The organism is Brucella sp. BE17, assembly GCF_039545455.1.
Taxonomy (GTDB): Bacteria; Pseudomonadota; Alphaproteobacteria; order Rhizobiales; family Rhizobiaceae; genus Brucella.
In genome coordinates, this window is the sequence record NZ_CP154468.1 from 965,478 (window position 1) to 980,432 (window position 14,955).

The window sequence follows — 14,955 nt, forward strand, 5'->3', positions numbered from 1 at the left end:
CGAGGCTCTGTCATTCGTGTTTGATCGCGATCATTACACTGTTCAGTGAATCCCTCTAGCGCTATTATCGACCTACACCGATGTCAAAAAGGCATCACTCGGAGATCACCATGCGTCACCTTAAATTGCTTCATCAGGTTTCCGAGATTGCGCGCGCCGGCTCGATCAGGCAGGCAGCCGACAATATGAACATCACCGCCTCGGCGATGAATCGGAAGATTCAGGATCTCGAGCAGGAAATAGGCATGCCCATCTTCGAGCGCCGACCCAGAGGCGTCAAACTGACGGCTGCCGGTGAACTCTTTGTGCGTTATGCCCGCAGTCAGATTGCCGATGCAGACCGCATGAACTCGCAATTCGAGGATTTGAGAGGGCTTCGCAGAGGACCTGTCAATATTGCCTGCAGTCAGGCACTCGCACTGGATTTCCTGCCATCACAGATCGGCCAGTTCAGGCAGGATAATCCACGTCTTGTCTTTAATCTCAAGGTCATGGACCACAATGCCGCGATCAACTCGTTGATTGATTATGATGTGGATCTGGCGCTTGTCTATCGTGCCACTATAAGGCCGGCCATCCGCATCGTAAAAACGGCCCCGCAAAGACTGACGGCTATTTTGCGCAAAGATCATCCGCTGGCGGCCAAACAGTCACTCAGACTTTCCGATTTTGTCGGTCTCCCGCTTGCCCTCCCCGATCAGACGCTCAGTGGACGGCAGCTCATCGATGAAATTAGCGCTCGGCGGGATTTTCATCTCAACATCATGGCTGAAACCAATTCTTTCGAAATGCTGCGCGGGCTAGTTCTGTACAGCAACATGATTTCGTTCCAGATCGCAATTGGCGCACCCAAAGAAGAATATGGTGCAGATATAACTGCCCGCCCGATAGACGAGCGTGATATTCCAAGCTCAGATCTCAGCCTTTGCCAGTTACGCGACCGTATTCTGCCTGTTGCTGCGGCCAGTTTTGCAACACAGTTGATGAAGAATTTGTACTGATCACCGTCCACGGTCAGATCATGATCAACAACGAGTGTGGCAAATCTGAAATTCGTAACACTGACTGAAGCAAGTCCATAATCATTCGGGCCCTCCAAAGTCCCGAAGCCCGTTCCACAGAGGGAACAAGCCCTGGCAAGCGTTCATGCCACGTCGATCAATCCCTTGGGTTATCAGGTTGGGCGCAGTAACTATCACGATTATGTACCAATTCTGTCGATTACCGGTCATGACGTGTCCGGCTTTGTCGAAACTCTCGAGCCGGTCGTGACCAGACCAGACTGGACGAATCACGGATTGCAATATGAATGTTGGCATCATGACGCCGTCACGATCAAAATCGATGCGCGAGGAGAATAACCACATCATGCGTACCGGGATTCGGATATTTATCCCGCACTTTTTTGCTAAAATATTACAATAAAAACAATGTGATGAGCAGATGCCTTGCAACGCTCATCCTTATGCATAATAGTCGCCGCATTTCAAAAATTACAAAAGAGGGGTTTTCAATGTACCGCAAGATTTTGTTGTCCGGCGTCTGTCTTCTGGCTTTCGCAGGTATTGCGTCGGCCGAGGTCGTACTGAACCGTGGCAACGATACAGATCCGGCCACGCTCGATCATCAGCGCACTTCGACGATCTCGGAGGCCAACGTGCTGCGTGATCTTTATGATGGCCTCACTATTCAGGACGCGGACGGAAAAGCCATACCGGGTGTTGCCAAAGCCTGGGATATTTCTGAAGACGGCACGACTTATACATTCCATTTACGTGATAACGCCCAATGGTCGAATGGCGATCCGGTTACAGCAGGCGATTTCCAGTTTGCATTGCGTCGTCTGATGGACCCGAAAACCGCTGCCGGGTATGCCAGCATGCTGTTCGTGATTAAAAATGCGGAAGATGTTGCTAGCGGCAAGGTTGCAGTCGAACAGCTGGGCGTCGAAGCGGCCGATGATCATACGCTCAAGATAACGCTAAATTCGCCAGCCCCTTATTTCCTCGAATTGCTGACGCATCAAACAAGCTTCCCGTTGCATCAGAAGAGTGTCGAGGTGAATGGCGACAAGTTCACCACGCCTGGCAAGATGGTGACCAACGGCGCCTATATGCTCGAAAGCTTCACCCCGAACGACAAAATCGTGATGAAGAAAAACCCGCATTATTATGAAGCCGATCAGGTCAAGATCGACACCGTCAACTGGATTCCCTTTGAAGATCGGGCAAGCTGCATGCGCCGCTTCGAAGCCAAGGAAGTGCAGATTTGCTCGGACGTTCCCGCTGAACAGATGGATTATGTCAAGAAAAACCTTTCCAATGAATTTCATCTGGCACCCTATCTCGGTGTTTATTATCTGCCGGTGAAGGGCAAGTCGCCAGACAGCAAGCTTAAAGATCCGCGTGTAAGGAAGGCCATTTCTCTTGCCATCGACCGCGAATTCATCGCCGATCAGGTCTGGCAGGGCACGATGCTGCCCGGCTACTCGCTGGTACCGCCCGGCATTGCCAATTACGTGCAAGACGTACCGAAACTCGATTATTCCGATGACATGCTGGAGCGCGAAGACGAAGCCAAGGAACTGCTGAAGGAAGCCGGTGTCGAGCCGAACACGCTCTCGATCGAGTTGCTCTACAACACATCCGAGAACAACAAGAACACCATGGCAGCCATTGCCAACCAGTTGAGCAATATAGGTGTCAAGGCTTCCTTGAACGAAACCGAAGGCGCCACCTATTTCAACTTCCTGCGTGAAGACGGCCCCTTCGACATTGCCCGTGCAGGTTGGATCGGTGATTACAACGATCCGCAAAATTTCCTTTACGTCAACCTCAGCGATGTCAGCTTCAATTATTCCAAGGTTAAAAATTCGGAATTCGATGTCAAAATGGCAGAAGCCGAGAAGATACTGGATTTAGGCGAGCGCGCGAAAGTATTGGCCGAGGCTGAAAAAATGAAACTTGAAGATTTGGGTAATATCCCAATTCTTTACTATTCCTCGCGAAGTCTCGTTTCCAATAAGTTGAGCGGATGGAATGACAACCTCTTGGACAGTCACAAGACACGCTGGCTTTCACTCGAGCAATGATTTCAGGCAGAGGCTGCGCCAATAGGCGCAGCCTCTCTTCAATGCAGGGAAAGGCTGTGCATTTTTCTGCAAAAATCCGCTCATCTATCCATGACGAAAACGCATAATTACAGTTACATAAAATAGGTTCTTAAAAAACAACAATAACGGGAACCACCAAATAGATTGAAAACTTTTCGGCACGAAGGGAACACAGAATGCTGGGCTATACGCTCCGACGACTGGGTAGTGCCATACCCACGATCCTTATCATCATAACACTGACATTTTTCCTGATAAGACTTGCCCCAGGTGGTCCCTTCGATCTCGAACGTCCCATCGACCCACTCATCCTTGAAAATCTCAAGAAATCCTACAACATGGATTTGCCGCTCTGGCGGCAGTATCTCATTTATCTAGGCAATCTTCTTCAGGGCAATCTGGGCCCTAGTTTCACGCGACGTGATTTCACCGTTAACGACCTTTTTGCCGCCGGTCTGCCCGTCTCGATTGTGCTCGGCACGCTTGGCCTCAGCCTGGCTGCGATCATCGGCACGTTTCTGGGAACAGTTGCAGCACTGAAGCAGAATTCGGCCACAGACTATTTCGTAGTCGCAATCGCGACTTTCGGCATCACGACGCCCAACTTTGTCGTCGCCCCTCTACTGAGCCTGCTGTTTGGCGTCATTCTCGGCTGGGTTCCTGCCGGCGGCTGGTCATCGGCAAACATCAGCTACTGGATATTGCCAGTCCTCACCCTGGCACTGCCGCAGGTGGGTGTCATCGCACGGCTAGTGCGTGGAGCGACCATTGAGGCATTGCGCGCCAATCATGTGCGCACAGCGCGCGCCTATGGGCTGCCATCTCGCGTCGTTGTCGGCGTCCATGCGCTACGCGCAGCAATGCTTCCGGCGGTGTCCTATCTCGGTCCAACCGCCGCCGCCCTGCTCACCGGCTCGGTTGTCGTTGAAACAATTTTCGGCATTCCCGGCATTGGTCGCTACTTCGTCCAAGGCGCATTGAGCCGCGACTACACGCTCGTCATGGGCACAGTCGTGGTGATTTCCATTTTTGTCGTGGTCTTCAACCTGATCGTCGATCTTCTTTACGCATGGCTCGATCCGAGGGTTCGCTATGACTAATCTCATTGCCACGACAGAAACTGAAGCTCTCGCTTCAATTGAAAGTCGCTCACTCTGGCAGGACGCGTGGCTACGCCTGCGCCGCAACAAGGCCGCTGTCACCAGCGCAGTCATTCTTGTCATCCTTGGTTTCGCAGGCATCTTCGGCCCCATAATCAGCCCTCACCCTTATGACAAAATCTATCCGCAATTCGTGCGCGTTGCGCCCAGTCTCGAAGCCTACCCTCGCGCCGATACGATCCTGCCAGGTCTTGAACGGGAACTGGCGCGCGCGCGCCTGAAAGCTGGTGGAGAGCCGGAACTCGACCAAAATGAAATAGTGGTTGATTTCACGGTACAACGGCCAACGGATGAGCGCGTCCTGCGCTATTTCCAGCGCTCCGATCTCTTCCGCAATCCGCGGATCGAACTTGCCGCCGACGGGCTCTCGGGCAAGCTCACGCTCAATGTCAACCGTAATTATTTCCTGCTCGGCACGGACAATCTCGGGCGCGATCTCCTGACGCGCATCTTCATCGGCGTGCGCATGTCCCTTGCCATCGGCCTGCTTGCCTCAACCATGGCACTGGCTCTGGGTGTTTCATACGGCGCCATATCAGGCTATCTGGGTGGGCGAACCGACAATATCATGATGCGTTTTGTCGACATTCTCTACTCTCTGCCCTTCATCTTCTTCGTGATACTGATGCTCGTATTCTTCGGGCGCTCGATCTTCATTATCTTCATCGCCATAGGTGCTACCGAATGGCTGGACATGGCACGCATCGTGCGTGGACAAACGCTGAGCCTGAAGCGGCAGGAATTCGTGCAGGCCGCAGAAGCGCTGGGAGCCACACGTCGCGGCGTCATCATCCGCCATATCATCCCGAATGCGCTTGGCCCAGTCATTGTCTTCGTCACGTTGTTGGTGCCAAAAGCCATTCTGCTTGAAAGTCTATTGTCATTTCTGGGTCTCGGCGTTCAGGATCCGCTCACTTCGCTCGGGCTTCTCATTTCGGAAGGCGCCCAGAACATGCGCGGTGCAAGCTGGCTCCTGATCTGGCCCGCTGCGACACTAACCATCATCCTGTTTGCGCTGAATTTTCTGGGCGACGGCCTGCGCGATAGTCTCGACCCGAAGGACCGCTAAGATGACAAAGGAAAATATACTGAGCGTCCGCGATCTGCGCGTGACTTTCGAGACGCATGACGGATCGGTGGAGGCTGTGTGCGGGATCGACCTCGATGTCGGGGCTGGTGAAACCATCGCGATAGTCGGCGAGTCCGGCTCCGGTAAAAGCCAGGCGACCATGGCTATGATGGGCTTGCTTGCCCGCAATGGCCATGCCAGTGGACAGGCGCTTTATCGCAATCAGGACCTGATCGGCATGTCCGACAAGGCGCTGAACAAAATCCGTGGCGCGAAGATCACCATGATCTTTCAAGAGCCGATGACCTCACTTGATCCGCTCTACCGTATCGGCGATCAACTGGCAGAACCGTTGCGCTATCATCGTGGCCTCAGCCGCAAACAGGCGCGACCGCGTATTCTGGAACTTTTGCAACTGGTTGGCATTCCAGAACCGGAGCGGCGTATTGACAGCTATCCTTACGAGCTTTCTGGTGGTCAGCGCCAGCGTGTCATGATCGCCATGGCGCTTGCCAACGAGCCGGACATACTGATTGCCGACGAACCCACCACAGCACTCGACGTCACCATTCAGGCGCAGATACTCGACCTTCTGGCCGACCTGCAAACGCGGCTCGGTATGGCGGTAATCTTCATCACCCACGATCTCGGTATCGTGCGCCGTTTTGCCGACCGCGTCTATGTGATGCGTTCGGGCAGCGTGGTTGAGACCAACGACACGAAAACGCTCTTCGATGCGCCTGAGCATGCCTATACGAAAATGCTGCTCAACGCTGAACCCGAAGGTGAAAAGCCTGCTCCTTCGGATCAGGCACCAGTGCTGCTGGAAGCAGACAACGTGAAGGTCGATTTCCTAATTTCCAAACCCTGGCTTGGTACTGCGAACTATATGAGGGCCGTCGACGATATTTCGCTTTCGCTCAAAGAGGGGCAGACTATCGGGATCGTCGGCGAATCGGGTTCTGGAAAGTCGACACTTGGCCGCGCGATCCTACGGCTTCTACCATCAGAAGGACGGATCGCCTATCTTGGCCAGGAATTGCCGCGGGAAGCTCTGGCAATGCGTTCGAAGCGACGCGCACTGCAACTGGTATTTCAGGACCCGTTCGGTTCGCTCAGTCCGCGCATGACGGTTGGGCGTATCATTACTGAAGGACTGCTTATTCACGAGCCGCAACTCTCGACCAGAGAACGCGACAGCCGCGCGCAGCAGGCGCTGAAAGAAGTCGGTCTGGATCCTGCCATGCGCAACCGCTATCCGCACGAATTTTCTGGCGGCCAGCGCCAACGAATCGCCATTGCTCGCACGATGATTCTAAAACCACGCGTGATCGTGCTCGACGAACCAACAAGTGCGCTCGACCGTTCTGTGCAAAAGCAGGTCATCACGCTGCTACGCGGTCTGCAGAAGGATCACGGCCTGTCCTATCTGTTCATCAGTCACGATATGGCTGTCGTCCGCGCTGTATCGGATTACGTAATCGTAATGCGAAATGGCCAGATCGTCGAACAGGGCGACACGGCACAGATTTTTGATGATCCGCAGCAGGACTATACCAAGGCGCTGATGGCCGCAGCCCTCAGTGAAGAGCGCTTCGGCACCATGCATTGAGTGTGGGGGGAATGTCTCAACACGAATAACAGGCCAGAAAAACAATCACGCCAGAGGCGACGCCCTGACCTTCGCAGCTTTTGCATGTGAGCTGCAAAAGGATGGGATTGTCAGGTTGAGTTAAAGAAAACAACGAAAGAACCATACACGCACTAAGCGATATTACTCTTTCCTGGCATCCTCTGCCTCCAGAATATCGCGAATTCGCGTGATATCATGGTTCTTTGGACGATTGTCGCAATAGGTCGGAACCATGCTGCGGATTTTCAACCAGAGCCGTTCCGTTTCCGGAACGTGCGGGCTTGTGCTTGTCTGGCAATCACAAGCTTGGACTGCAGCCAGTATTGCGATGGTAGCCACGCACTCGACATTCGCCAGATGGCCAGCGTCTTGATGGCGGCTACGGCCAATCCACAGTCGACGGTATGCCCGAAGCGTACCTCAAAACGTTGAAACGGGACTATATACGGATATCAGCTCTGTCGGACGCCGAAACTACGCTCCGGCTCATCCATGGATGAATCGCAAATCACAATTAAATTGATCCACATTCCACGCCCAAGATTGTTTCTCCCCACCATTTCATCAAGGCTAAATCAAACAAGACAACCCTCCGGTGAAATGGGGAGCACTCCACATCTAGCTTGGAGTATCTGATTGGATTTTGTTCCTGGTACGTCGTTAGCGCACTTCCGAGGCGGCGTGGAGATAAAACGGCCTGTGCCGGTAGCCTGACTGTAGAAGTAGTGATCAAATTAACGAAGGCTCAACGCACGTCGACTCGATGCAGGGGATGAAATCTGCGTTCGTACTCTGTTATGGACTAACTTTGGTGAGGACACGAAATCGAACGCTTCTCAGTTTCGAGATGGAGGTACTGGAGACTTGGGTCGCAGGAAGCGTCGTTCGTTATCATATAAAGGCCCACAATATCATCATTCGCGCCGAATGCGCCAATGGCAAGCTAACCACGAGATGGTTGCCCCTTTATGTCGTTATGGAAAACGTACATTTGCTAAAAAGGGTGATGCGCTTTTCGTAAGTGACGATAATCCTGGTGTGCGGGCGAGTTTGCTTCGATATGTGTCATTGCGGGTACGTTAAAAGTAATGCCCCCCGGTGATGTTAAGGTTGGTTTTTATAATTGCGCAAACCAACGATCCGGCTTGCGCAATTATAAACAGTTTGCATTCTTATTTCGCGATCAGGACTTCTGAGCGCCAACCAGTTCGTCCCATTTGCGAAATGCGACAACCATTTTTTCCGGTGGAAGCGGCAATTCAATGGGGTTATTTGCGATCAGATCGGCATATTCAGGTCGCCCGAACTCGTTGATGACATCCTGACTATGCTGCGGGGCCATCGATAGCGGAACATTCTTAACCGCAGGGCCCGGATATAGGTAACCTTCATCATAGGAATAGGCCTGTGCTTCAGGCGTCAGCAAGAAAGTCATCAGGTCCAGAACAACAGCCATTTTTTCGTCAGGAACACCTTTGGGAATGCACATGAAGAATGCGTCGGATACCCAATGGAAACCTTTCAATGTACCGATTTTAGCTTCCTTGGGTACAATACCCAAAGCGCGTGGATTGATATCCCAGCCCGTCGTGGTGATAATAATGTCACGGCTGCCTTCGCCAAACTCTTTCATCGTGGCACCAGTTCCGGCCGGATAATAATCGATATACTTGCCGATTTCGGCAAGATAGGCCCAGGTCTTTTCCCAGCCGTTTTCCGGGTCGTGCGGGTCCTTGTCGCCAAGCAGATATGGTAATCCCATCATAAATGTTCTTGCTGGACCGGAGTTTGTTGGCCGGGCATACATGAAACGTGCAGGATTTTGCTTGGCCCACTCCAGCAATTCTTCTGCGGTTGTCGGTACTTTGGCCACCCGCTCTTCCATATACTCAATCAGTGGTCCAGAAGGGTAATAATTGACCACGATGCCATAGCCGGCTCCTTGAACCTTATGCAATGCCAATGCGGCGGGTTCATAGTTGTCTTCGAGATCGGGAAAGCTGTCATTATGGTCAGGCAATATTTTCTGCCAGGTTTCATTGGCAAGTCCGGAAGCAAGGCCATCGCTGCCAGTGAGAACCAAGTCTATATCAACACGATTTGCTGATTGCTGTGCCTTGAGCTTCCCAGCCAACTCGGTGACAGGTGCCTTGGAAAAGACAATTTGCGAGGCCTTTTCGGGGAATTTTTTTGCATATTCCTCGAAGGCTGGTTGCGAGAGTGCCAATGCCCCGCCTACGTCCATCACCGTAATCAGTACCGGCGTCGATGGCAATTGGGGCGCTGCCGCCCGTGTGCTGGCGATATTGGCCAGCAACGGGCCGCCTAGTCCCGCAACCCCCAAACCTGCCAGAAGTGAACGGCGTGATAGTCTGAACTTATGATCTTTCATGTCATTCCCCTATTGATTATTGGGCCTTTTGTTTTCTGGCTCCATTGCCTGTTTAGATTTCAGGTGGCGTAATATTCTTCGTTATTGATCGAGCTGCCGGTGACAGTCATGGAATCCGACCAGGTAATTTGGCTTGGTGGCAAAGTAATGCCGCGCGGCGACAGTACAGGCGCCAGAAGAGTGGCAACACGGCTCGAAGCCATGGCAACAGCTTCCTCGAAAGTTGCGAGCCCCCAATGCACCAGATTGCGGATCGCATCGTCCATACGCAATGAGGACCCCGCCAAACCCTCGCCATTGGGATTTAACACTGTTGAATCATCACGTCGCTCAATATGCATATCGGCGAAGCGATAGCTTCCAGCCGGTGCCATTGCGGCGGACACAGCATCCGTGACAAGGATCGTGTTGTGCTTTCCCTTGGCGCGCAACAGAACCTTCAGGACTTGTGAGGGTATGTGAATGCCATCGGCTATAAAGGATGCCGCAAGCCGTTCCTCGGCCAATTGTGCAAAAATTGTATTGTTGAACTTCGGCAATATTTGCGGCAATCCGTTGCCTAGATGCGTTGAAAGTGTCGCTCCAGCCTCGGCTGCCTTGACGGCCATGTCAAAATCACAGGCGGAATGTCCGATCGCCACCAGAACATTACGCGCCCGTATATGACGAATGAAATCGATACCGCCTTTCACCTCTGGAGCCAGGGTTGTCAGCAATATAGGCCTCTGGATAAGGCTTTGCAGATGTTCAAACAGGTCAAGGTTTGCAGCAGTCATGGCATCTGCCGGATGACACCCCGAATAACCGCTGTCCGGATTAAGGAAGGGCCCCTCCAGATGATAACCGGGGCACATCAGTCGTCCGAGACGGCTCTCCTGTACGCTTTTATCCAGCGCCAGAAAACGCTGCTCCAGTTTCTGCGGTGAAGCAGTGATGATGGTGGGCAAACAGGATGTGACCCCCGTTGCCAGCAATGCTTGAAGAGCGTGATCGAGTTGATCGGCTGTCAGATCGCCGGAATTGAAATCAATGCCAGCAAAACCGTTGATCTGAAGATCGATCAGGCCCGGCGTGATCATGGTAGCAACGATGCGGCTGGATTATCGATGAAATACGCCACATTCGGATGGCGCTGCAAAATCGAAGCGGGATAATTCACATCGATTTCGCCCTGCAGCGCTTGTTTTACCGCCTGCGCCTTCCGTTCATCGGAAATGGAAACAACGATCAAAGCACTTTTCATGATCTGCTGAATGCTCATGGAAACTGCCTGCTGTGGCACATCGGCAAGGGTAGGAAACCAGCCTTCACCCATCTGCTGTTTGCGGCAAGCTTCATCCAGAGTGACAACGATATAAGGCTCGCGCGTATCGAAGTCCGCCGGCGGGTCATTGAACGCCAGATGGCAGTTTTCGCCAATGCCGGCAAAGCAGACGGCAATGTTTTCATCCATGATCAGGGCGCTGATCCGCCGGGCTTCACGATCCGCATCGCCTTCGGCGTTGATTTCATGCAACTTTACTTTCCCGTCAAGTCGCTCGACAAAACGCTCCTGCAGATAGCGGCGGAAGCTGGCGGGGTGCTGCTTTTGAATGCCGACATATTCATCGAGATGAAAGGCGGTGACGCGTGACCAGTCAATGCCTTCCTCCTTTACCAGATGATCCAGCATTTCAAACTGGCTGGCGCCGGTCGCCACTATGATCGAAGCCTTCCCATCGGCACGGATCGCTTCGCGGATTGCGTCTGCCCCCCGTTTGGCAGCCGCTTGTCCGAGTTCGTGTTTGCTATCAAAAATGCGTATATCAGCCATGGAAATCTATACTCTTTTCATGAACGACCTAATGCTGCATGTGAGGATACACAGCGGAGCGAGCCTTGCAAGATATTTTTGAATAATGTTATTCAAAAATAGAAATCGAAAGAAACTGCCTGATGCTGATGATCGAAAATCGCTACTTCAATGATGCGCACCAGCGCGATTGCGCGCGTGTGGTTGCCGCATTGCACAGCCAAGATTTCCAAACGCGGGCAAGCCTTGCTGCAGCGCTCGAAATGACTTCCACCGCTATTTCCAGGATCATTGCCGATCTGGTGGCCCGCAACATTATCAGCGAGAAAACCGGCGATAAAAAAAATGGCCGCGGGCGACCAGCCACGCAGATTGCACTTAATCCGCTATGTGCAGGCGCAACCATCCTGTCTATATCGAGCCTCCAACTGACGGGTGTCCTCATTGATTTCAAAGGCAATATCCTGTCACGTGAAACGCGCTATATCGGACCGGAAACAGGCGCTAGCGCAATGCAGCAGGCCATGTGTTACATTGTTCGCGCGCTGACTGCCGCCTGTCCGCCATCAATGATCCATGTCGGGACGTCGGTTGCGGTGACCGGAATTACGGATATCAGAAACAGAACCTGGATCCTTACATCGCGCTGGCCGGCAATTCGCGATTTCGATATTGGCGAAGCTTTGCGCCAGGTTACACCCACGGTTTACCTATTTCGCCAATTGGACGTCGAACTGAATGCACGTTTTGCTGAGCTTGGTTCAGACGCGCCTGAGAGCGCTGGCGTCCTGCACTGGGGCTGGGGGATTGGCCTCGCTTATCGGACAAAGGCCGACACAACGTCGTTTCAGGATGGCCCATTCGGCGAGATCGGGCACTGGCGTTTCAACATACTGGAAGACAGGCCCTGCGGTTGCGGCAATTACGGTTGTCTTGAAACAGCCGTATCGCTTGGCGCCTTGTTGCCGGTGATCCGCACGATCTATCCCGATATTGCCGAAGATGAAGAGACGAGTGCAGGACAGATTGCCAGACTGGATCTGGCAGATATTCCAGAAATCCGAATGGCCGTCGGTTTGATGGCCCGGACATTGGGCAATGTCTGCCGTATACTATTTCCAAAAAAGGTTTTTATTACCGGACCGTTTATTGCCAATAACGGCGTATTCGACTTGCTGCAATCAAGCTTCAGAGCGGAAGGGCTGGTGGGCTCACTGACGCTTCCGACCCTGGTTCCTGACCGCTCCAGCATCGAATATGTGTTAAAAGGTGCTGCTCAACCCTTGTTCGAAACCGCAGTCGATCGTCTTCTGGAACTGAAATATGCCCCGTGAAACGGTGAAACTAGCCATATCTTTAATGACATAAAAACAAACAGTTATATCGGTCTAGACGGTCGATCCAACTGGATGGTCACTTTGATTGCTGCTGATTGGCGATACAATATTTTCATTATTGTTGCCGGTGACCGGAAGACATGATAATCGTTATGTTGATCGACTGATATACTAATATAAAATTGAATTCATGTATTTCCGCCGATCGCGTTTGGTTGTGTTTTTGGGAGGAAACCGCATGAACGGAATTACGCGTCGTCAGGCATTGGGTGGTTTGGCTGGAGGGGCAGCCGGGCTTCTTTGGTCATCAAGTTTCGCGCGTGCACAAGCACTCGCCTTACCCGCATCCCCGGTTGCGCTGAATATTATCGATGTGGCTGGCAATTTACAGCTTACACAGGCGGCGATTGAAAAATTTGCCAAGGACAATCCGCAGCTTGTTTCAAGACTCATTTTTTCCCGGGCTCCGTCGCCGGAATTGCCGGGCAAGCTGAAGGCGCAGCAAACCGCCAACCGCGTCGACATCGATCTGGTACTGACAGGACCGGGGGCTATGTCAGACGGGATTGAACAGGGCTTATGGATTGATGTTTGGACCAAGTATCCGGATCAGTTGCCCAATGCAGAAGAAACCTATCATGAGAAAGCTCTCATGATGCAGAAGAATTTCGGTCAGAACGAGGGGGTCGCTGTCGTCTATTCGCCTTCCGGACCTTTGTTCGAATACGCGCCTGACCGCGTAAAGGACGTGCCGAAGAATACCGATGAGCTTCTGGCATGGGTCAAGGCTAATCCCGGTCGCTTCTGTTATGCGCGACCAGTCAATTCCGGTCCCGGTTGGACCTTTCTGATGGCAATGCCATATATCCTTGGTGACAAGGACCCCGGCGATCCGATCAATGGCTGGGAGAAGACCTGGGCCTATCTCAAGGAACTCGATGAGGGGATCGATTATTACCCTCCCGGGACGACTGCGACCATGAAGGAGCTTGCCGAAGGCACGCGCGACATGATCGTTTCGTCATTTGGCTGGGATATCAATCCACGCGTTCTGGGCGTCGTTCCCAAAGAAATGGAAACCTTCGCTCTCGATGGCACACATTGGGTTCCCGATACGCAGTTCATGTGCATCCCGAAAGGCGTTCCCGACGAAAAAGTCGCGGTTCTCCTCAAGCTTATGTCCTATATGCTGATGCCAGAGCAGCAGGCCTACACCTATGATCATGGCTATTTCTATCCGGGTCCGGCGGTCAAGAACGTGTCAATCGATATGGCTCCGCAGGACAGCCGTGACGTGCTTGCCGAATTCGGACGCCCGCATTATGACGAGTTAATCGCCAAATATCCGGTCGAAGCGCCATTGCAGCCCAAAGCTCTGGTAGCGGCGTTTGACAAATGGGATCGGGAAATCGGTGCCAACAAGGCCAATCAATAATGCGATTTGCCGTCATCGGAATTGATCACCGCCATATCTATCACATGATAGGCGGTCTTCTCGAAGCTGGCGCTGAGTGCGCCGGTTTCGTTGAGGCAAGCAGTGACCCTATTGTTCTCAAAGGCCTCAAAGAACGCTTTCCAGATATCAGGCCGGTTGCTGACGCCGACGTTTTTCTCAATGACACGAGCATTGATATCATCGTCACCGCCGCCATCCCTTCCGATCGTGCGGCCATTGCCACGGCTGCGATGCTTGCCGGCAAAGATGTCATGACGGATAAGCCGGGTATCGTCAGCCTCTTGCAATTAAGCGAAATCCAACAGGTCGTGGCTGAAACGGGCCGGATTTTTTCCATCTGCTTTTCCGAGCGGTTTATTGTACCAGCCGTTGGCCTGGCTCAGAAGCTCGTTGCAGACGGTGCCATCGGCCGGGTTATCCAGACGATGGGGATGGGACCGCATCGCTTCAATCGTGCAATCAGGCCGGAGTGGTTTTTCGATGCTGCTACTTATGGAGGCGTCCTCAACGATATCGCTTCGCATCAGATCGATCAGTTTCTGATCTTTAGCGGATCAGGAGATGCAAAAATCATCAACAGCGCAATAGCGCACTTCGCCGATAATGACCTGCCGGATTTTCAGGATTTCGGGGAGATCCTTTTGCGCAGTGAAAAAGCCAGCGGCTATATCCGTGTCGACTGGTTTACTGCCGATGGTTTGCCGACATGGGGCGATGGCCGGTTGTTTGTCCATGGTACAAAGGGAACAATTGAACTGCGCAAATATGTCGATGTGGCGGGGCGCACCGGCACGGATCACCTGTTTCTGGTCAATACTGAGGGGACACGCCATTTCGATGCAAGTACCGAACCGATCGAATATTTTAAGCAGTTCGTTCACGATGTGCGACATCGAACGGAGACCGCTATGGCGCAAGCCCATGTTTTCACTGTCAGCCGTCTGGCATTGGAAGCGCAACGGGACGCCACATGGATCGGTAAATAAACGGATCAGCTTTGAACA

At 52.6% G+C, this 14,955-nt stretch carries 11 protein-coding genes and 1 pseudogene; 9 read left to right on the forward strand and 3 right to left on the reverse strand.

The features are described 5' to 3' along the window. Positions 1-110 precede the first annotated feature (110 nt). The 6 genes and pseudogenes from AAIB41_RS15765 to AAIB41_RS15790 all read left to right on the forward strand — a co-directional run. Positions 111-1,001 carry a LysR family transcriptional regulator gene (locus tag AAIB41_RS15765; protein ID WP_343314973.1) on the forward strand — a complete coding sequence of 297 codons (891 nt, stop codon included), beginning with the start codon at positions 111-113 and terminating at the stop codon, positions 999-1,001. Between the two features lie 512 nt (positions 1,002-1,513). Further along, positions 1,514-3,091 carry a peptide ABC transporter substrate-binding protein gene (locus tag AAIB41_RS15770; RefSeq protein ID WP_343314974.1) on the forward strand — a complete coding sequence of 526 codons (1,578 nt, stop codon included), beginning with the start codon at positions 1,514-1,516 and terminating at the stop codon, positions 3,089-3,091. A 197-nt stretch (positions 3,092-3,288) separates the two neighbouring features. Further along, complete coding sequence (locus tag AAIB41_RS15775; protein ID WP_343314975.1) at positions 3,289-4,212, forward strand: ABC transporter permease subunit; 924 nt, start codon at positions 3,289-3,291, stop codon at positions 4,210-4,212. Next, complete coding sequence (locus AAIB41_RS15780) at positions 4,205-5,341, forward strand: ABC transporter permease subunit (RefSeq protein ID WP_343314976.1); 1,137 nt, start codon at positions 4,205-4,207, stop codon at positions 5,339-5,341. Before AAIB41_RS15775 ends, AAIB41_RS15780 begins: the two co-directional genes overlap by 8 nt. A gap of 1 nt (position 5,342) precedes the next feature. Beyond that, positions 5,343-6,953, forward strand: coding sequence for an ABC transporter ATP-binding protein (locus tag AAIB41_RS15785; RefSeq protein WP_343314977.1), 1,611 nt, complete (start codon positions 5,343-5,345; stop codon positions 6,951-6,953). 405 nt (positions 6,954-7,358) lie between these two features. Further along, positions 7,359-7,573: pseudogene (locus AAIB41_RS15790) on the forward strand (IS3 family transposase); the annotation flags it as partial. Between the two features lie 584 nt (positions 7,574-8,157). On the opposite strand, the gene AAIB41_RS15795 reads toward AAIB41_RS15790, so the two are convergent. The 3 genes from AAIB41_RS15795 to AAIB41_RS15805 are packed head-to-tail and all read right to left on the reverse strand — an operon-like array spanning position 8,158 to position 11,179. Further along, positions 8,158-9,366, reverse strand: a complete 1,209-nt coding sequence (locus AAIB41_RS15795) for an extracellular solute-binding protein (RefSeq protein WP_343314978.1) — start codon at positions 9,364-9,366, stop codon at positions 8,158-8,160. Between the two features lie 59 nt (positions 9,367-9,425). Beyond that, entirely contained in the window at positions 9,426-10,445 is a 1,020-nt protein-coding gene (locus AAIB41_RS15800) for an N-acetylglucosamine-6-phosphate deacetylase (RefSeq protein WP_343314979.1), read from the reverse strand. Further along, a complete protein-coding gene (locus AAIB41_RS15805) occupies positions 10,442-11,179 on the reverse strand; it encodes a glucosamine-6-phosphate deaminase (protein WP_343314980.1) in 738 nt (245 codons plus the stop codon). Before AAIB41_RS15805 ends, AAIB41_RS15800 begins: the two co-directional genes overlap by 4 nt. Positions 11,180-11,301: 122 nt before the next feature. Between AAIB41_RS15805 and AAIB41_RS15810 the strand changes: the two genes are divergently transcribed. The 3 genes from AAIB41_RS15810 to AAIB41_RS15820 all read left to right on the forward strand — a co-directional run bounded on the left by AAIB41_RS15810 (position 11,302) and on the right by AAIB41_RS15820 (position 14,937). Further along, a complete protein-coding gene (locus AAIB41_RS15810) occupies positions 11,302-12,492 on the forward strand; it encodes an ROK family transcriptional regulator (RefSeq protein ID WP_343314981.1) in 1,191 nt (396 codons plus the stop codon). 241 nt (positions 12,493-12,733) lie between these two features. Beyond that, positions 12,734-13,930 carry an extracellular solute-binding protein gene (locus AAIB41_RS15815; RefSeq protein WP_343314982.1) on the forward strand — a complete coding sequence of 399 codons (1,197 nt, stop codon included), beginning with the start codon at positions 12,734-12,736 and terminating at the stop codon, positions 13,928-13,930. Beyond that, a complete protein-coding gene (locus AAIB41_RS15820) occupies positions 13,927-14,937 on the forward strand; it encodes a Gfo/Idh/MocA family oxidoreductase (protein ID WP_343316103.1) in 1,011 nt (336 codons plus the stop codon). Before AAIB41_RS15815 ends, AAIB41_RS15820 begins: the two co-directional genes overlap by 4 nt. Positions 14,938-14,955 lie beyond the last annotated feature (18 nt).

Coding starts and splice junctions, on each gene's coding strand:
- AAIB41_RS15780 (WP_343314976.1), top strand. CDS start 4,205: ATGACTAATCTCATTGCCACGACAGAAACTGAAGCTCTCGCTTCAATT.
- AAIB41_RS15775 (WP_343314975.1), top strand. CDS start 3,289: ATGCTGGGCTATACGCTCCGACGACTGGGTAGTGCCATACCCACGATC.
- AAIB41_RS15810 (WP_343314981.1), top strand. CDS start 11,302: ATGCTGATGATCGAAAATCGCTACTTCAATGATGCGCACCAGCGCGAT.
- AAIB41_RS15815 (WP_343314982.1), top strand. CDS start 12,734: ATGAACGGAATTACGCGTCGTCAGGCATTGGGTGGTTTGGCTGGAGGG.
- AAIB41_RS15770 (WP_343314974.1), top strand. CDS start 1,514: ATGTACCGCAAGATTTTGTTGTCCGGCGTCTGTCTTCTGGCTTTCGCA.
- AAIB41_RS15805 (WP_343314980.1), bottom strand. CDS start 11,179: ATGGCTGATATACGCATTTTTGATAGCAAACACGAACTCGGACAAGCG.
- AAIB41_RS15800 (WP_343314979.1), bottom strand. CDS start 10,445: ATGATCACGCCGGGCCTGATCGATCTTCAGATCAACGGTTTTGCTGGC.
- AAIB41_RS15795 (WP_343314978.1), bottom strand. CDS start 9,366: ATGAAAGATCATAAGTTCAGACTATCACGCCGTTCACTTCTGGCAGGT.
- AAIB41_RS15765 (WP_343314973.1), top strand. CDS start 111: ATGCGTCACCTTAAATTGCTTCATCAGGTTTCCGAGATTGCGCGCGCC.
- AAIB41_RS15785 (WP_343314977.1), top strand. CDS start 5,343: ATGACAAAGGAAAATATACTGAGCGTCCGCGATCTGCGCGTGACTTTC.